This is a genomic window from Haemophilus sp. HMSC071C11 (assembly GCF_001837655.1).
Classification (GTDB): domain Bacteria; phylum Pseudomonadota; class Gammaproteobacteria; order Enterobacterales; family Pasteurellaceae; genus Haemophilus; species Haemophilus influenzae.
On record NZ_KV833411.1, the window covers coordinates 14,481 to 28,394 of the forward strand.

The 13,914-nt window shown below is 38.5% G+C and carries 14 protein-coding genes and 1 pseudogene; 7 read left to right on the plus strand and 8 right to left on the minus strand.

The window, feature by feature from the left end:
• From HMPREF2644_RS04660 to HMPREF2644_RS04670, 3 genes and pseudogenes are all read right to left on the minus strand, one after another.
• A complete protein-coding gene (locus tag HMPREF2644_RS04660; RefSeq protein WP_011272661.1) occupies positions 1 to 1,047 on the minus strand; it encodes an SIR2 family protein in 1,047 nt (348 codons plus the stop codon).
• Positions 1,040 to 2,305 (minus strand): restriction endonuclease subunit S, encoded by a 1,266-nt coding sequence (locus tag HMPREF2644_RS04665; protein WP_070828276.1) that lies wholly within the window; start codon positions 2,303 to 2,305, stop codon positions 1,040 to 1,042. The genes HMPREF2644_RS04660 and HMPREF2644_RS04665 overlap by 8 nt, the downstream gene beginning before the upstream one ends.
• A pseudogene (locus HMPREF2644_RS04670) lies at positions 2,298 to 4,017 on the minus strand (type I restriction-modification system subunit M). Before HMPREF2644_RS04670 ends, HMPREF2644_RS04665 begins: the two are co-directional and overlap by 8 nt.
• A gap of 115 nt (positions 4,018 to 4,132) precedes the next feature.
• Between HMPREF2644_RS04670 and rbfA the strand changes: the two are divergent.
• The 3 genes from rbfA (at position 4,133) to tyrA (ending at position 6,653) form a co-directional block, all read left to right on the plus strand.
• Positions 4,133 to 4,519: a 30S ribosome-binding factor RbfA gene (gene rbfA, locus HMPREF2644_RS04675; RefSeq protein ID WP_005628626.1), complete on the plus strand. Its 387-nt coding sequence runs from the start codon at positions 4,133 to 4,135 to the stop codon at positions 4,517 to 4,519.
• A complete protein-coding gene (gene truB / locus HMPREF2644_RS04680) occupies positions 4,519 to 5,439 on the plus strand; it encodes a tRNA pseudouridine(55) synthase TruB (RefSeq protein WP_011272658.1) in 921 nt (306 codons plus the stop codon). The genes rbfA and truB overlap by 1 nt, the downstream gene beginning before the upstream one ends.
• An 89-nt stretch (positions 5,440 to 5,528) precedes the next feature.
• Complete coding sequence (gene tyrA, locus HMPREF2644_RS04685; protein WP_011272657.1) at positions 5,529 to 6,653, plus strand: bifunctional chorismate mutase/prephenate dehydrogenase; 1,125 nt, start codon at positions 5,529 to 5,531, stop codon at positions 6,651 to 6,653.
• A 32-nt stretch (positions 6,654 to 6,685) separates the two neighbouring features.
• Here tyrA and queF read toward each other — a convergent pair whose 3' ends face one another.
• The 5 genes from queF to HMPREF2644_RS04710 all read right to left on the minus strand — a co-directional run bounded on the left by queF (position 6,686) and on the right by HMPREF2644_RS04710 (position 10,488).
• Positions 6,686 to 7,525: an NADPH-dependent 7-cyano-7-deazaguanine reductase QueF gene (gene queF / locus HMPREF2644_RS04690; protein ID WP_011272656.1), complete on the minus strand. Its 840-nt coding sequence runs from the start codon at positions 7,523 to 7,525 to the stop codon at positions 6,686 to 6,688.
• Between the two features lie 126 nt (positions 7,526 to 7,651).
• Entirely contained in the window at positions 7,652 to 8,437 is a 786-nt protein-coding gene (locus tag HMPREF2644_RS04695; RefSeq protein WP_038441106.1) for a Zn-ribbon-containing protein, read from the minus strand.
• Positions 8,428 to 8,808, minus strand: a complete 381-nt coding sequence (locus HMPREF2644_RS04700) for a SufE family protein (RefSeq protein WP_050845983.1) — start codon at positions 8,806 to 8,808, stop codon at positions 8,428 to 8,430. The genes HMPREF2644_RS04695 and HMPREF2644_RS04700 overlap by 10 nt, the downstream gene beginning before the upstream one ends.
• A complete protein-coding gene (locus HMPREF2644_RS04705) occupies positions 8,805 to 10,004 on the minus strand; it encodes a cysteine desulfurase (RefSeq protein WP_050845982.1) in 1,200 nt (399 codons plus the stop codon). Before HMPREF2644_RS04705 ends, HMPREF2644_RS04700 begins: the two co-directional genes overlap by 4 nt.
• A 1-nt stretch (position 10,005) precedes the next feature.
• Positions 10,006 to 10,488: a thermonuclease family protein gene (locus HMPREF2644_RS04710; RefSeq protein WP_005694472.1), complete on the minus strand. Its 483-nt coding sequence runs from the start codon at positions 10,486 to 10,488 to the stop codon at positions 10,006 to 10,008.
• Positions 10,489 to 10,602: 114 nt separating this feature from the next.
• Here HMPREF2644_RS04710 and HMPREF2644_RS04715 point away from each other — a divergent pair, with 114 nt between their 5' ends.
• From HMPREF2644_RS04715 to HMPREF2644_RS04730, 4 genes are all read left to right on the plus strand, one after another.
• Positions 10,603 to 11,025: a CidA/LrgA family protein gene (locus HMPREF2644_RS04715; RefSeq protein WP_005650310.1), complete on the plus strand. Its 423-nt coding sequence runs from the start codon at positions 10,603 to 10,605 to the stop codon at positions 11,023 to 11,025.
• An 18-nt stretch (positions 11,026 to 11,043) separates the two neighbouring features.
• Positions 11,044 to 11,739, plus strand: coding sequence for a CidB/LrgB family autolysis modulator (locus tag HMPREF2644_RS04720; RefSeq protein ID WP_005657449.1), 696 nt, complete (start codon positions 11,044 to 11,046; stop codon positions 11,737 to 11,739).
• Between the two features lie 92 nt (positions 11,740 to 11,831).
• Positions 11,832 to 13,217, plus strand: coding sequence for an anti-phage deoxyguanosine triphosphatase (locus HMPREF2644_RS04725; protein WP_050845981.1), 1,386 nt, complete (start codon positions 11,832 to 11,834; stop codon positions 13,215 to 13,217).
• A 93-nt stretch (positions 13,218 to 13,310) separates the two neighbouring features.
• The coding region (locus HMPREF2644_RS04730) for an ATP-binding cassette domain-containing protein (protein ID WP_143422617.1) at positions 13,311 to 13,914 on the plus strand (604 nt) is incomplete at its 3' end.

The window sequence follows — 13,914 nt, forward strand, 5'->3', positions numbered from 1 at the left end:
TTATTGTTCTCCATCATTTAATAATTCCAGCAAGGCTTCAATGCTTTCATCATGATCGCCATCATACCAAATTGGAAAAATATTGGATTTTGCTAATTCTTCTTTTTTGTTAATTCTGTTCACGTCCTTTTTAGGATCTGAAAATAAAAAAGCATAATGTCTAGGTAGATTTTCACTGCCTTTTTCTTGAACAATCTCGGCTAGCGCCTTAATTAAGCGATCAATAGTTAAACTACAACCGATAAATAATAGAGAACTTGAAAATAAGCTTTCTACACAATTTTTCAATTTACTAGTTTGGTCATTGTAGTGTTTATCGTAGTCATTTTTTGTTAGTATTCGATTTTGTGGTTTATCAAAAGTACCATGTATCTTTAATAAGAAATTTTGTTTATCAAGAAGTTTATTATAAAGGTCTTCTAGGTATAATCCATTTAGTTCATCAGAAAATGGGTAATCGCATTTTTGATAAACAGTACTAAGTATATTGTCATAATTTGTTGTAATAATAGGAGTATTATTAAAAAATTTTGGTAAAAGGCAAATTACACCATTTATTTCATTAAATAGATATTTTCTACCAAATATATTATCTAACTGCTCTTGTAAGTGTGAAGGACTACAGTCATCTAGATACTGAGCAGCTTCTTCAAATTCACCTTGCGATAAGAGATCTTCAAAATAGAAACGATCAGTTCTAGTTTCTTGTTGAACACTACGAAGAAATTCGCTCCAAGAAGGTAAACCTGTAGACATGGACATCCCAGCTCCAATAAAGGGGATAATCTTTTTCTCTTTGAAGAGTTCTTTTAATCGAATAAATCGATTTCGATTATCTGAAGTAATATCCAATATTCTATTGGCTTCATTTAAGTTTCTTTGTTTTCTTTCTGTTTTCCAAAATTCAAAAACGTCTTTATATGCTTCAGGATCAAGAGTATATAAAATTTCATGTCGGAAAAAACTGTTTCCGCTGATAATAATTTCGCCTTCAGAGTTTAGTTCCTCAATGAAAAGTCGTTCTAAATAATCGGTAGTTCTATCCATTGAGTTCACCATTTAACAATCTAGGTAATAATAAATCTCTTGTGTTTTGAAGATTGAAATTTTCCAGCCTGTTAAAAATAATTTTTTCTAAAATATTTTCTAATGTTTTATTTGCTAATAATTCGTCATTTGGCACTATGCATTTTGCAGCAGATAAATGCTCACGTTTAATATGCCCCATTGTCACTGCTTTGTCATAAGCAATACGCTGAAATTCGGTTAAATGATGTTTGGTATAAAAATAATAGAACCATTTAGGATATTCTTTGGATGAGACTTTGAATAAATGTTGGTTTAAAGCAGCTTTACCTCCACACCAAATATCTACTAATAAACTACCAGACCAAGAAAAAATGACATCACCATTATCAATAATGCATTCAAGCTTAATATTTGCTTTTGCTTTTTCATCGCCATCTGCATAACCTTGTCTCAATTGGGCAATTTTTACAACAGGTAAAAATGGTTCGTCATCTTCAGGGCGGAATTTTTGCAATGCTAAACCATTCTGATAATTTGCAATTTCATCTAAGGCTTTAACCTCCCACCCCTTCGGCACTTCAACCCCATCAACCTCCACCATCTCACACGGAAACGCTTTGGCGGTTTCGGCTAGTTCGGCGTAGCGTTCAGGCTGTGTTTGTGAAAGTGCGGTCAGTTCTTCGGGTGTTTTTCCGCTGATTGCCTGGATGGCGGCAAGTTCTGCTTGTTCAAGGCTCAGGCCGTCTGAAAGGGCTTGAACTTTGGCACGCACTGGGTCGAAATCGACAAACCAGCTTTTAAACAGGGCTTGGGCGATTTGTTCCAAGGTTTGGTTGATTTGGGTGTTGAGTTGGATTTTTTGGTCAAGACTTCCTAAGATGTTGGCAATTTCTTTTTCTTTCTCAATTCCCAAATCTGAAATTAAAATGCTTGATAAATGGTTTCGATTTAATGTAGGAACACCTGTTCCTACATTAAAACTTGTGAAATCAATACTTTTTAATAAGTAATAAATAAATCTGGGATAATGTCCTTTGAAATCTTTTACATATAATGTTGTATTTAAAGGGAAAAAATCTTTTTCAATATATTGTCCACCACCAATACTTCCGCTTCTTCCAATTACAACTCCAGGTGCTTTAACTTTAATTTCATTGTGATAACCAGCAATCCCTGTTGAAGCAACAACGGGAACACTTCCTGAAATTCTTTTGTTACTTGGTAAATCAAATCCACGCTGTAAAGTTATAAATTCATTTAATGGAATTTTACTCATACCCCAATCCCCCTAAATTCTTCTTAATTTCTGCTTCCAATTCCGCACTTTTCGCAAATTGCTCCTTCAAAAGAGCGGTCAGATTTTGCATTTTTTCTGCAAATGGCACGCCGTCATCTTCTTGTTCTGCGGTGCCGACATAGCGCCCTGGTGTGAGGACGAAGTCGTTGTCTTTAATCTCTTCTAACGTAGCGGATTTACAGAAAGCGGCTTGGTCTTCATAGCCGTCTGATTTTTGCCAAGTGTGGAGGGTGTCGGCAATTTTGGCGATGTCGTCAGCGGTGAAATCACGCAATACGCGGTCTTTCATATAGCCGATTTGGCGGGCATCGATAAACAACACTTCGCCTTTGCGTTTTTTGTTGCGGTTTAAAAACCAAATACAGGCAGGGATTTGGGTGTTGGTGAAGAGCTGACCGGGCAGGGCAACCATACATTCCACCAAGTCGGCATTGATGATGGCTTTGCGGATTTCGCCTTCGTTGTTGGTTTGGCTGCTCATGGAGCCGTTGGCAAGCAATAATGCCATTTTGCCGTTGGGTGAGAGGTGGTAAATCATGTGTTGCAGCCAAGCGAAGTTGGCGTTGCCTTTGGGTGGTGTGCCGTATGCCCAACGTGGATCATCGGCAAGGGATTCGCTCCACCAATCGCTGATATTGAATGGCGGGTTTGCCATAATGAAATCCATCTTTTTGTCGATGTGTTGCGGCTGGGTGAAACTGTCGGCGTTGTGTTTGCCGAAGTCGTAATCAATGCCGCGAATCGCCATATTCATGGCGGCGAGCTTCCATGTGGTGGGGTTGAATTCTTGCCCGTAGATGGACACGTTGTTGATGTTGCCTTGATGGGCGGTAATAAAGCGTTCGGTTTGCACGAAAAAGCCGCCACTGCCCATAGCTGGGTCATACACGCGGCCGGAGTATGGCTCGAGCATTTCGACAATCAGGGAAACGATGGATTTCGGCGTGAAATATTGCCCGCCGCGTTTGCCTTCGGCTTGGGCAAAGCGACCGAGGAAGTATTCGTAAACATGGCCGAGTATGTCTTTTGCACCTAAATGTACGGGCTCGCCGTTGTAAGTCGGGCGGGTAAAGTTAGTATCGGAGAAGAGGATAATCAGCCCGCGCAGGGTGTCTTCGTTTACGGCATAGCCGCTGATGCGTTGGAGGACGCCTTTGAGTTTTTCGTTGTCTTTTTCAATGGCATCAAAGGCATCATCAATCAGTTTTGCCACGCCTGAGAATTTACCACCCCAAGGTAATTCTGCACCAGTGTTGAGAATAGAGACTTCTTGTAAGGCTTGCCAACGTGCAGAAGCGGGCACCCAAAATACGTTATCCGCGGTGTAATAATCACGGTTTTCTAGTTCTGCGGTTAAAGCTTCTTGATATTCTTCTTCAGTATCAAAAAAAGTGCGGTCAAGATAGAGGGGATTTTCAGCATCAGAAAGTTCTGCCTGAATTTTTTCCTGTTGATGAGTGAAATTATCAGAAATGTATTTTAAGAAGATGAGACCAAGAACGATATGTTTATAGTTGGCGGCATCAAGTTGTTGGCGGAGTTTATCCGCAGATGACCAAAGTTTTTCGTCTAAATCGTTTAAAAATGCTTGTTGTAATGTGTGATTTTCATCGACAATCTTGGTGTCTCGTCTCGCTTGCATAAATTATGCCCTCTGTAAAGTGATTTTTATCGGAAGTTTGAATATTCAAACAAATTATCAGGTGTCATTCTATCGAAAAACAGTATCGGGTTGAAAGGGATTTTTGCGTGCTAAATTCAATGATTTCCAGTAGAATGAGGTGCTTTTATAAATAAGGAATAACTATGGCAAGAGAATTTAAACGTAGCGATCGCGTCGCTCAAGAAATACAAAAAGAAATAGCAGTCATTTTACAACGCGAAGTGAAAGATCCCCGTATTGGGATGGTGACGGTTTCTGATGTGGAAGTGTCGAGCGATTTATCTTACGCAAAAATCTTTGTGACTTTTTTATTCGATCACGATGAAACGGCAATTGAGCAAGGCATGAAAGGCTTAGAAAAAGCATCGCCTTATATTCGTTCATTACTAGGCAAAGCGATGCGTTTACGTATCGTGCCAGAGATTCGCTTTATTTATGATCAATCCTTAGTGGAAGGGATGCGTATGTCAAATCTTGTGACAAATGTTGTGCGTGAAGATGAGAAAAAACACGTTGAGGAAAGCAACTAATGTCTAGACCTCGTAAACGCTGGCGTGATGTTGATGGTGTGTTTTTGTTGGATAAACCACAAGGCATGTCATCAAATGACATTATGCAAAAGGTGAAGCGTTTATTTCAAGCGAATAAAGCAGGGCATACAGGTGCGCTCGATCCGTTGGCTACGGGAATGTTGCCAATTTGCTTGGGTGAAGCAACTAAGTTTTCACAATTTTTGCTTGATGCCGATAAGCGTTATCTTGTTACGGCAAAATTAGGCGAACGTACCGATACTTCCGATGCGGAAGGGCAAGTCGTGGAAACTCGTGAAGTTCATGTTGAAACTCCGCAAATTTTGACCGCACTTGAACAATTTCGTGGCGATATTTTGCAAGTGCCGACCATGTTTTCCGCACTAAAACATAACGGTAAACCGCTTTATGAATATGCGCGTCAAGGTATTACGGTTGAGCGTGAGGCACGTCCAATTACGATTTTTGAACTTAATTTTATTGAATATCACGCACCTTTTTTAACCTTAGAAGTACATTGTTCAAAAGGCACTTATATTCGCACCTTAGTCGATGATTTGGGTGAAGTGCTAGGTTGTGGCGCACATGTGACAATGTTACGCCGTACAGCCGTAGCGGATTACCCCGTAGCAGAAATGATACCAATCAATGAGTTACAACTGCTCGCTGAAAGTTTTCCATTAAGTGAATTAGATCGTCTATTACTGCCAACCGATACCGCAGTAAGTAAATTGCCCGCTTTGCATTTGGATGTAGAGCAGAGTAAAGCCATTGGTTTTGGTCAGCGAGTGAAATTTGCTAATGAACAGCAATTAGGTGGCCAAGTGCGGTTATTTTCAGCGGAGAATTTATTCTTAGGCGTGGCATTAATCGACGGGAATATTATTCGCCCACAACGGTTAATTACACAATCTGCATAACTTCATTGCCTTTCTTATAAAATTCTAGTAATCTCATCTGTAATTAATTTTTTACAATATATGTAAACTAAATTTTGCAGGTGGGTTTTATGGAAGTCCTTAAAGATTTACGTTCTGAAATTGATTCGCTTGATCGCGAACTTATCCAACTTTTTGCTAAACGTCTTGAGTTGGTTTCTCAAGTCGGTAAAGTGAAACATCAACATGGATTACCTATTTATGCGCCAGAGCGTGAAATAGCAATGCTCCAAGCACGTCGTTTAGAGGCTGAAAAAGCAGGCATTTCAGCCGATTTAATTGAAGATGTTCTACGCCGTTTTATGCGTGAATCCTATGCCAATGAAAACCAATTTGGTTTTAAAACTATCAATTCTGATATTCACAAAATTGTTATCGTGGGCGGTTATGGTAAATTAGGTGGCTTATTTGCCCGTTATTTACGTGCATCTGGCTATCCAATTTCTATTTTAGATCGCGAAGATTGGGCGGTGGCTGAAAGTATTTTAGCGAATGCTGATGTCGTGATCGTTTCCGTCCCCATCAATATTACTTTGGAAACGATTGAGCGACTAAAACCTTATTTAACAGAAAATATGTTGCTTGCAGATTTAACTTCTGTTAAGCGTGAACCGCTAGCGAAAATGCTTGAAGTTCATTCTGGTGCAGTTTTAGGTTTACATCCAATGTTTGGTGCAGACATTGCAAGTATGGCAAAACAAGTGGTTGTACGTTGTGATGGACGTTTTCCTGAACGTTATGAATGGTTACTTGAGCAAATTCAAATTTGGGGCGCAAAAATTTATCAAACCAATGCCACAGAACACGATCACAATATGACTTATATACAAGCCTTGCGCCATTTTTCGACTTTTGCGAATGGTTTACACCTTTCCAAACAGCCCATTAATCTCGCTAATTTATTGGCGCTTTCTTCTCCTATTTATCGCTTAGAACTTGCGATGATCGGTCGCTTATTTGCGCAAGATGCAGAGCTTTACGCAGATATTATTATGGATAAGCCAGAAAATTTAGCGGTAATTGAAACGCTAAAACAAACTTACGACGAAGCCTTAACTTTCTTTGAAAAGAATGATCGTCAAGGTTTTATTGATGCTTTCCACAAGGTGCGTGACTGGTTTGGCGATTATTCTGAACAATTCTTAAAAGAAAGCCGTCAGCTATTACAGCAGGCAAATGATTTGAAACAAGGGTAGAGAAAAGTGCGGTGAAATTTCACCGCAGTTTTTTACTGTCTCGCCAATCTTAAATTTTCAGGTAAATTCTCAAAATTAGAGCGGAATGGATTAATGTCTAATCCGCCACGACGAGTATAGCGTGCGTAAACGGTGAGTTTTTCTGGTTTTGCGTAGTGCATTAAATCGCAAAAAATACGTTCGACACATTGTTCGTGGAATTCATTATGCTGACGGAACGATATAACGTAACGCAATAATTTTTCGTGATTGATTTTTTTACCAACATAGTGAATATGCAAGGTGCCCCAGTCTGGCTGATTGGTAATGAGGCAGTTAGATTTCAATAAATGGCTGACTAATTTTTCTTCGACAATTTCATCCGATACGCAATCTTTCAGCCAATTAGCGTTAAATTCGTAGCTAGTAATTTCAATATCTTGTTCATCAATGCAATCGCCTTGTAAATGCTCAATTTTTTGAGCATCATAAACTGCCACTGGATTTAACCGCACTTTTACATCGCCTTGCGCACATTCGATTAAATCGCGTTGCATAGTTTGTTGAACGGCGTTGAAGTCGGTAAATTTGCTTTGGTTAAAGCTATTTAAATAAAGTTTAAAACTTTTTGATTCAATCAAATTTTGGCTTTGATAATCCAGATAAATATCTGCGATAGCCACTTGCGGTAAGCCTTTTTCGTTGAGCCACGAGATTTCATAAGCCGTCCAAATATCTGCACCGATAGTAAATGGTTGGTTTTGAGTAATGCCCAATCCATCACGATTTAAGGCGCGTGGCACAGGCTGTAATAAAGTGCGGTCATATTGAGAGGCGTATTCCGTTTTTTGACCGAGTTTTAAGGATTTTAAGCTGTTGTCTTGGTAATTCATTTATTTTTCCCTTATATGTTAAAAAATAATTTTGCCTTCCCTTGCTTGCGGGGGAAGGTGGCGCGAAGCGTCGGAAGGGGGTTAAGACTTTATCATTCCAACAGAGAGTTGAGGCATGGACTTAAATTACAAAAAATTCCACGATAGATTCGAAACTAATCGACAGGTATCGCATTTAAAATGAAAGGTATCAAAAATCGCATTTTTTAACGCCCAATTTGCACCACAAGAAGGGCAGCAACGGGATTTTTCAGATTCTAAAGATTGCCCACCTACACGATATAAATAATAGTAAGTCGGTATGCCAGTTTCTTTTTCTATTTCTTGAGCTAAATATCGTCCGTGTTTTGAAAGCGTACTTTGATGATCGGAAATTTCTGCCAAAGATTGTTGTTCTAATACCGCACCATTCATTTGTAGTTGATCGCAGGCTTGCCAATTTTCTTGCCATTTAATCAGATCTTGGCTTAAGTGCGGTTGATTTTTCAACTGTTTATACAAAGGGATGGGCGCGAAATTTTCTCCACTATGAATCGGCGAGCAACTTTGTAAATGGGTTGTGTAAAGCACTTGCCAAGTTGGCGATGTATTTTCAGCCGTTTGATCTGAATTGAAATCATCGCCCACAAGTTGAAAACCATCAAAAATTACACCGCACTTTTCGGCTTCTTGTAATGTGCGATTCACTTCTGCGTTATTATTTTGCGGGAAAAGACTATCTTGCTCTGGGCAAATGACACGCATAGCAAAGCCTTGTGCACCATCTTCTTCCGCTAAATATAAAGGAATTTCACGTCCGATAATTTGCCCGTTATACCGCCATTGATCGATCACTGCATTGAGTAAACGACTTTGTGATTCAATATTATTTTCGAGTGCAGTCAGGCGAAAATAGGTTTCGATTAAATACATAAATTTTTTAATTGCTGTCCGATTTGGTTTAAGCCGTTTAAACGCGTTTCACTTAAATGTTGTGAAATGCCGAGTTCGCTAAAAAATACAGTAATATCAAATGTATTCAATTCATCCGCTGTTTTGCCATTGATTTTATTGAATAAAATCCAAAGTAAGCCATTCATAATTCTGGCTTCGCTAAATCCGCTGAATTGAAAAGTGCGGTCATTTTTAGGCATAATTTGAAACCACATTTGTGCTTCGCAGCCAGTAATAGGCTGCATTTGAGCAAGTTCATCATCGCTTGGGCGAGGTAAATTTTTGCCTGCTTGAATAATCAGGCGATAGCGATCTTCCCAATTTTTAGCTTGTTTTAATTGTTCTATCATTGTAATAAATCCAATGCTTTATCTAAGGCGGTAAAAAATGTCTCTACATCTTTTTGCGTATTATAAGGGGCAAAAGAAAGACGCAATGTGGTGCGTTCGCCTAAGCGTGCTAAATAAGGCTGGGCACAATGTTCGCCCACACGAAGCGCAATATTTTGTTCGCTCAAAAGTGTAGAAAGATCGGAACAGTCAATGCCATCAAATACAAAGCAAACAACGGTGCTAGGTTGAGGGGAATCGAATAATCGGCAATTCTCGTAAGATTTTAACCGCACTTTGACGGATTCAGCCAAGGATATAGCGTGCTGTTCTGCTGCGGTAAAATCCCATTTTTGTAGCCAATTTAGTATGGCATTAAATCCAATAACCCCAGCAATATTGGGTGTGCCAGCTTCTAAACGATAAGGCAATTCGGCAAAAGTAATACGATTATTTGACACACGATCAACCATTTTTCCACCAAAAAAGAGCGGTTGAAGTTGAGAAAGTGCGGTTAATTTTCCTGTTAAAACGCCAAGTCCATTTGGGCCATAAATTTTATGGGCAGAAAATGCGAGAAAGTCTGCATCTAAATCTTGTAAATCAATTTTAATATGACTAATCGCTTGTGCAGCATCTACTAAAACCAACGCATGACTATGTTTTCTAATAAGTTGAATTAGTCGTTTAATCGGCTGTTCTGTGCCAGTGACATTTGAAACAAAATTCAGTGCAACGAGTTTTGTTTTTTCAGAAAGGGCTAAAATCAGTGCATTTTCATCAATTAGCCAATTATCTAAAATCGGTAAAACTCGAATTTTTGCACCGCACTTTTTCGCCGTTTCATGCCAAGTGACAAAATTAGCATGATGATCTGCTTGGCTAATCAGAATTTCATCTTCGGCGTTTAATTGCGGCATCAATCCATTTGCCACTAAGTTAATCGCGTGAGTTGTACCCGAAGTCCAAATAACAGTGCGTTTATCTTCCGCATTAACCCATTCTTTAACCTGTGTGCGAGCCTGTTCATATTGCGTAGTTTGGGCTGCATCATATTGGCTGCGATGCACCGAACCTGCCGAAGCATAAAATTCAGCGGTGCGATCAATTAACTCTTGAGGTTTCAACGCAGTGGCGGCGTTATCTAAATAAACAACCGCATCTTCACGTTGGAAATAGGGAAATTCTTGACGGAACGTTTGATAATCAAAAGCCATATTAATTTTTCTCTTGTCTGCGCCATTGACTTGGTTCAATCGGATTATTGTCTGCCCAAAGACCAATTCCTTTGGCTTGTGCATTTTCTTGCGCTTGAAGATAAATCGGATCATGGGAATATTGCTTATAAGCCCATGCCATACCCTGTTTAACCATTTCTAAATTAATATTTTGTTTTTGATAATAAACCACCGCTAAGGTGCGTTGATAGCGATCTTTTCCTTTTCGCGCAAGGCGAACATTTTTTTGATAAACCAGATCAGACAAGGTTTTTTTCGATTTTTGCCCAAAGGCTTGAGATTTTTCTGGCGCATCAATTTCGGCTAAACGAACTTTAATGGATTTATTGCCTTTAGTGAGGCAAGTGAGCGTATCGCCATCACTAATTTTAACCACACGACAAGTATTTTTTTCGCGAGAACAAGCAGAAAGTACGGTAAAAATAAGTAATAAACTCGTCAATAGTATTTTTCGATTTATCATTTTGCAAAGTTTTTGATCTAAGTCTGGTTATTTTACCGAAAAAATGGCTCAAGTTAGCAAAAAAAAGCGTAAAATAATTTTGAAATATTATGAAAATAGTTGAAAAGGTTGTATATGATTCAAAAATTATTTTTATTAGTTCGTTCGTTGGTCATTTTATCTATTATGTTATATCTCGGAAATCTTATTGCTTATTACATTCCATCAGGTGTTCCAGGAAGTATTTGGGGATTGTTATTGCTCTTTTTAGGTTTAACAACACGAGTGATTCATTTAAATTGGATTTATTTAGGCGCAAGTTTGCTAATTCGTTTTATGGCGGTGCTTTTTGTACCAGTGAGCGTGGGAATTATCAAATATTCTGATTTATTGATAGAGCAAATTAATATTTTGCTTGTTCCTAATATTGTGAGTACTTGTGTCACTTTACTTGTTATAGGATTTTTAGGTCATTATTTGTATCAGATGCAATCTTTTACACATAAACGCAAAAAAGTAATAAAACGTAGAGAAAATCAGGTAAAACAAGCGAATTAGTATGTTAGGAAAGTTTATATGCAGCAGTACATTATTTATCTTTATACATTTTTAACAATTTTTGGGTTTTGGCTCGCACTACAAATTAGCAAACGTTGGAAGTCAATGATTTTTAATACTTTTGTTTTAACAGTATTAATTTTGGCGGCGATTTTAGTGATAGGAAAGATTCCTTATGATGATTATATGGCAGGAAATGCACCTATTAATAATTTACTTGGTTTGAGTATCGTTGCTCTCGCATTGCCTCTTTATGAACAACTTCGCCAAATTGCCAAACAATGGAAAATTATTCTTTCAACGGTGGTTATAGCCTCTTTTTTGGCGATGTTAAGTGGCGGGCTTTTAGCATTTCTTTTAGGCGCAACGCCCGAAATGGTCGCTACGGTTTTACCTAAATCCATCACAATGCCTATTGCGATGGAAGTTTCCCGTCATTTAGGCGGCATTCCTGCCGTAACTGCAGTTGGTGTTGTGGTTGCAGGTTTGCAAGGATCGATATTTGGTTATCTTGTATTAAAAAAATTGGGTGTTAAACATCAAGAAGCTATTGGGCTTTCTGTTGGTTCGGTTTCTCACGCGCTCGGTACAGTAAGTTGTATGGAAACGAATCCAACAGCGGGAAGTTACAGTTCTATTTCTCTTGTGCTTTGTGGGATTATTAGTTCTATTCTCGCACCATTTGTATTTAAGCTGATTTATTTCTTTGTTTAAATATCAATAAAAATTCAACCGCACTTTATTCATTTTAGATTGTGTTTGTTATAGATAAAGTGCGGTTGTTTTTTGCGCTAAATGATTAGATAATGCAGAAAAACGAAATAAAACAAAGCGATATGAAACCACTTATCATTGATTCTTCTTGGACAGAACGTTTTCTTCCTGATCCTCCACGCGAAAAAGATAATCGTCCACCATTTCGTCGTGATCGTGGGCGAATTTTACATTCTGCTGCTTTTCGTTGCTTACAGGCGAAAACTCAAATTCACGCAATTGGCGAAAATGATTTTTATCGCACTCGCTTAACCCATTCTTTAGAAGTCGCTCAGATTGGCAGTAGTCTCGTTGCACAACTTAAATTTTTAGAAACCTTTGAAAGCCTTTCGCAAACATTAAATATTGATAAAAACGAGTTGCAAAAACAATTAAAACCTTTATTGCCGAGTAACGATCTTATTGAGAGTTTGTGTTTTGCTCATGATATTGGGCATCCGCCTTTTGGGCATGGTGGCGAAACGGCATTAAATTATATGATGGCAGAGCAGGGCGGTTTTGAAGGCAATGCGCAAACCTTTAGAATTTTAACGAAACTTGAGCCTTATACTGAAAATGCAGGGATGAATCTAACGCGTAGAACACTATTGGGTGTCGTGAAATATCCTGCGTTGTTAGATGTGGCTTCGCCTCAATATGCAGAACTTAATTTTTCTCGCAATATTGATCCTCGTTTTGTGCGTATTCACGATTGGATTCCAGGAAAAGGCATTTTCCGTGATGATTTAAAAATGTTTAATTGGTTGCTGGAAAATCTTTCTGAAAATGACCGCACTTTATTCTGTCAATTTAAAAAAGTGCGGGAAAATCCTGCGGAATTTTTACAGACGAGCTTTAAATCTTTGGATTGCAGCATTATGGAATTGGCAGATGATATTGCCTATGGCGTACATGATTTAGAAGATGCCATTGTGACTGGCGTGGTAAATCCTCATCAATGGCAAGCGGCACATTCCGCATTGAAACAAATTCCTTCAGCTTGGTTGCAAGAAAATATTGATTCAATTAGCCAACGACTTTTCTCTGATAAACATTTTGAACGAAAACAAGCCATTGGTGCATTGGTGAACTTTTTTATTACTAATGTGCGGTGGAAATTAACGGCAAATTTTGATGAACCTTTGTTACGTTATAACGCAGAGTTGTCACCTGAAGTGATTATTGCACTTGGTGTATTTAAAAAATTTGTTTGGGATTATGTTATTCGCAATGTGGATACTCAACGAATCGAATATAAAGGGCAGAGAATGCTAACAGAAATGTTCCAAATTTTTGAATCTGATCCAGAGCGTTTATTACCGAGAAATACTGCAAATCGTTGGCGTAATGCCCCTGAAGAAAGGAAGAAGCGGATTATTTGCGATTATATTGCAGGTATGTCGGATGCACACGCATTGCGGGTATATCAACAAGTTTGATTTAAGAGAGAATCCCATCGAATTGATGGGATTTTTTATGCAAACCGTATAGAATAGTGCGGTTAATTTTCACTGAATTTTTATGGGGCAGTTGTGGCATTAATTAGTTTAACCAATGGATATCTTTCCTTTAGCGATGTGCCTTTGTTAGATCACGCAGAACTACATATTGAACCGAATGAACGTGTTTGTTTAGTTGGGCGTAACGGCGCAGGTAAATCAACTTTATTGAAAATCATCGCAGGCGATGTGCTTATGGATGATGGCAAAATCCAATACGAAAAAGATCTTGTGGTTTCTCGTTTAGAACAAGACCCACCGCGTAATGCACAAGGCAATATTTTTGATTATGTCGCAGAAGGTGTAGGGCATTTAACGGATTTATTGAAAGAATATCATCATATTTCTGTTCAATTGGAAGAAAATTACAGTGATCAAATTTTAAGTCAATTAGAGCAAGTTCAGGCTAAATTAGAACACGCTGATGGCTGGCGATTTGAAAATAAAATCAATGAAGTATTGTTAAAACTAGGTTTAAATCCAAACACAAAATTATCCGCACTTTCGGGCGGTTGGTTACGCAAAGCGGCACTAGCACGTGCATTGGTGTGCGATCCTGATGTGTTATTACTCGATGAACCAACTAACCACTTGGATGTGGAAGCTATTGAATGGCTGGAAAATTTCTTACTGGATT

Coding starts and splice junctions, on each gene's coding strand:
- HMPREF2644_RS04715 (WP_005650310.1), top strand. CDS start 10,603: ATGATTCAAAAATTATTTTTATTAGTTCGTTCGTTGGTCATTTTATCT.
- HMPREF2644_RS04660 (WP_011272661.1), bottom strand. CDS start 1,047: ATGGATAGAACTACCGATTATTTAGAACGACTTTTCATTGAGGAACTA.
- HMPREF2644_RS04720 (WP_005657449.1), top strand. CDS start 11,044: ATGCAGCAGTACATTATTTATCTTTATACATTTTTAACAATTTTTGGG.
- HMPREF2644_RS04665 (WP_070828276.1), bottom strand. CDS start 2,305: ATGAGTAAAATTCCATTAAATGAATTTATAACTTTACAGCGTGGATTT.
- HMPREF2644_RS04710 (WP_005694472.1), bottom strand. CDS start 10,488: ATGATAAATCGAAAAATACTATTGACGAGTTTATTACTTATTTTTACC.
- rbfA (WP_005628626.1), top strand. CDS start 4,133: ATGGCAAGAGAATTTAAACGTAGCGATCGCGTCGCTCAAGAAATACAA.
- HMPREF2644_RS04705 (WP_050845982.1), bottom strand. CDS start 10,004: ATGGCTTTTGATTATCAAACGTTCCGTCAAGAATTTCCCTATTTCCAA.
- queF (WP_011272656.1), bottom strand. CDS start 7,525: ATGAATTACCAAGACAACAGCTTAAAATCCTTAAAACTCGGTCAAAAA.
- tyrA (WP_011272657.1), top strand. CDS start 5,529: ATGGAAGTCCTTAAAGATTTACGTTCTGAAATTGATTCGCTTGATCGC.
- truB (WP_011272658.1), top strand. CDS start 4,519: ATGTCTAGACCTCGTAAACGCTGGCGTGATGTTGATGGTGTGTTTTTG.
- HMPREF2644_RS04700 (WP_050845983.1), bottom strand. CDS start 8,808: ATGATAGAACAATTAAAACAAGCTAAAAATTGGGAAGATCGCTATCGC.
- HMPREF2644_RS04695 (WP_038441106.1), bottom strand. CDS start 8,437: ATGTATTTAATCGAAACCTATTTTCGCCTGACTGCACTCGAAAATAAT.
- HMPREF2644_RS04725 (WP_050845981.1), top strand. CDS start 11,832: ATGCAGAAAAACGAAATAAAACAAAGCGATATGAAACCACTTATCATT.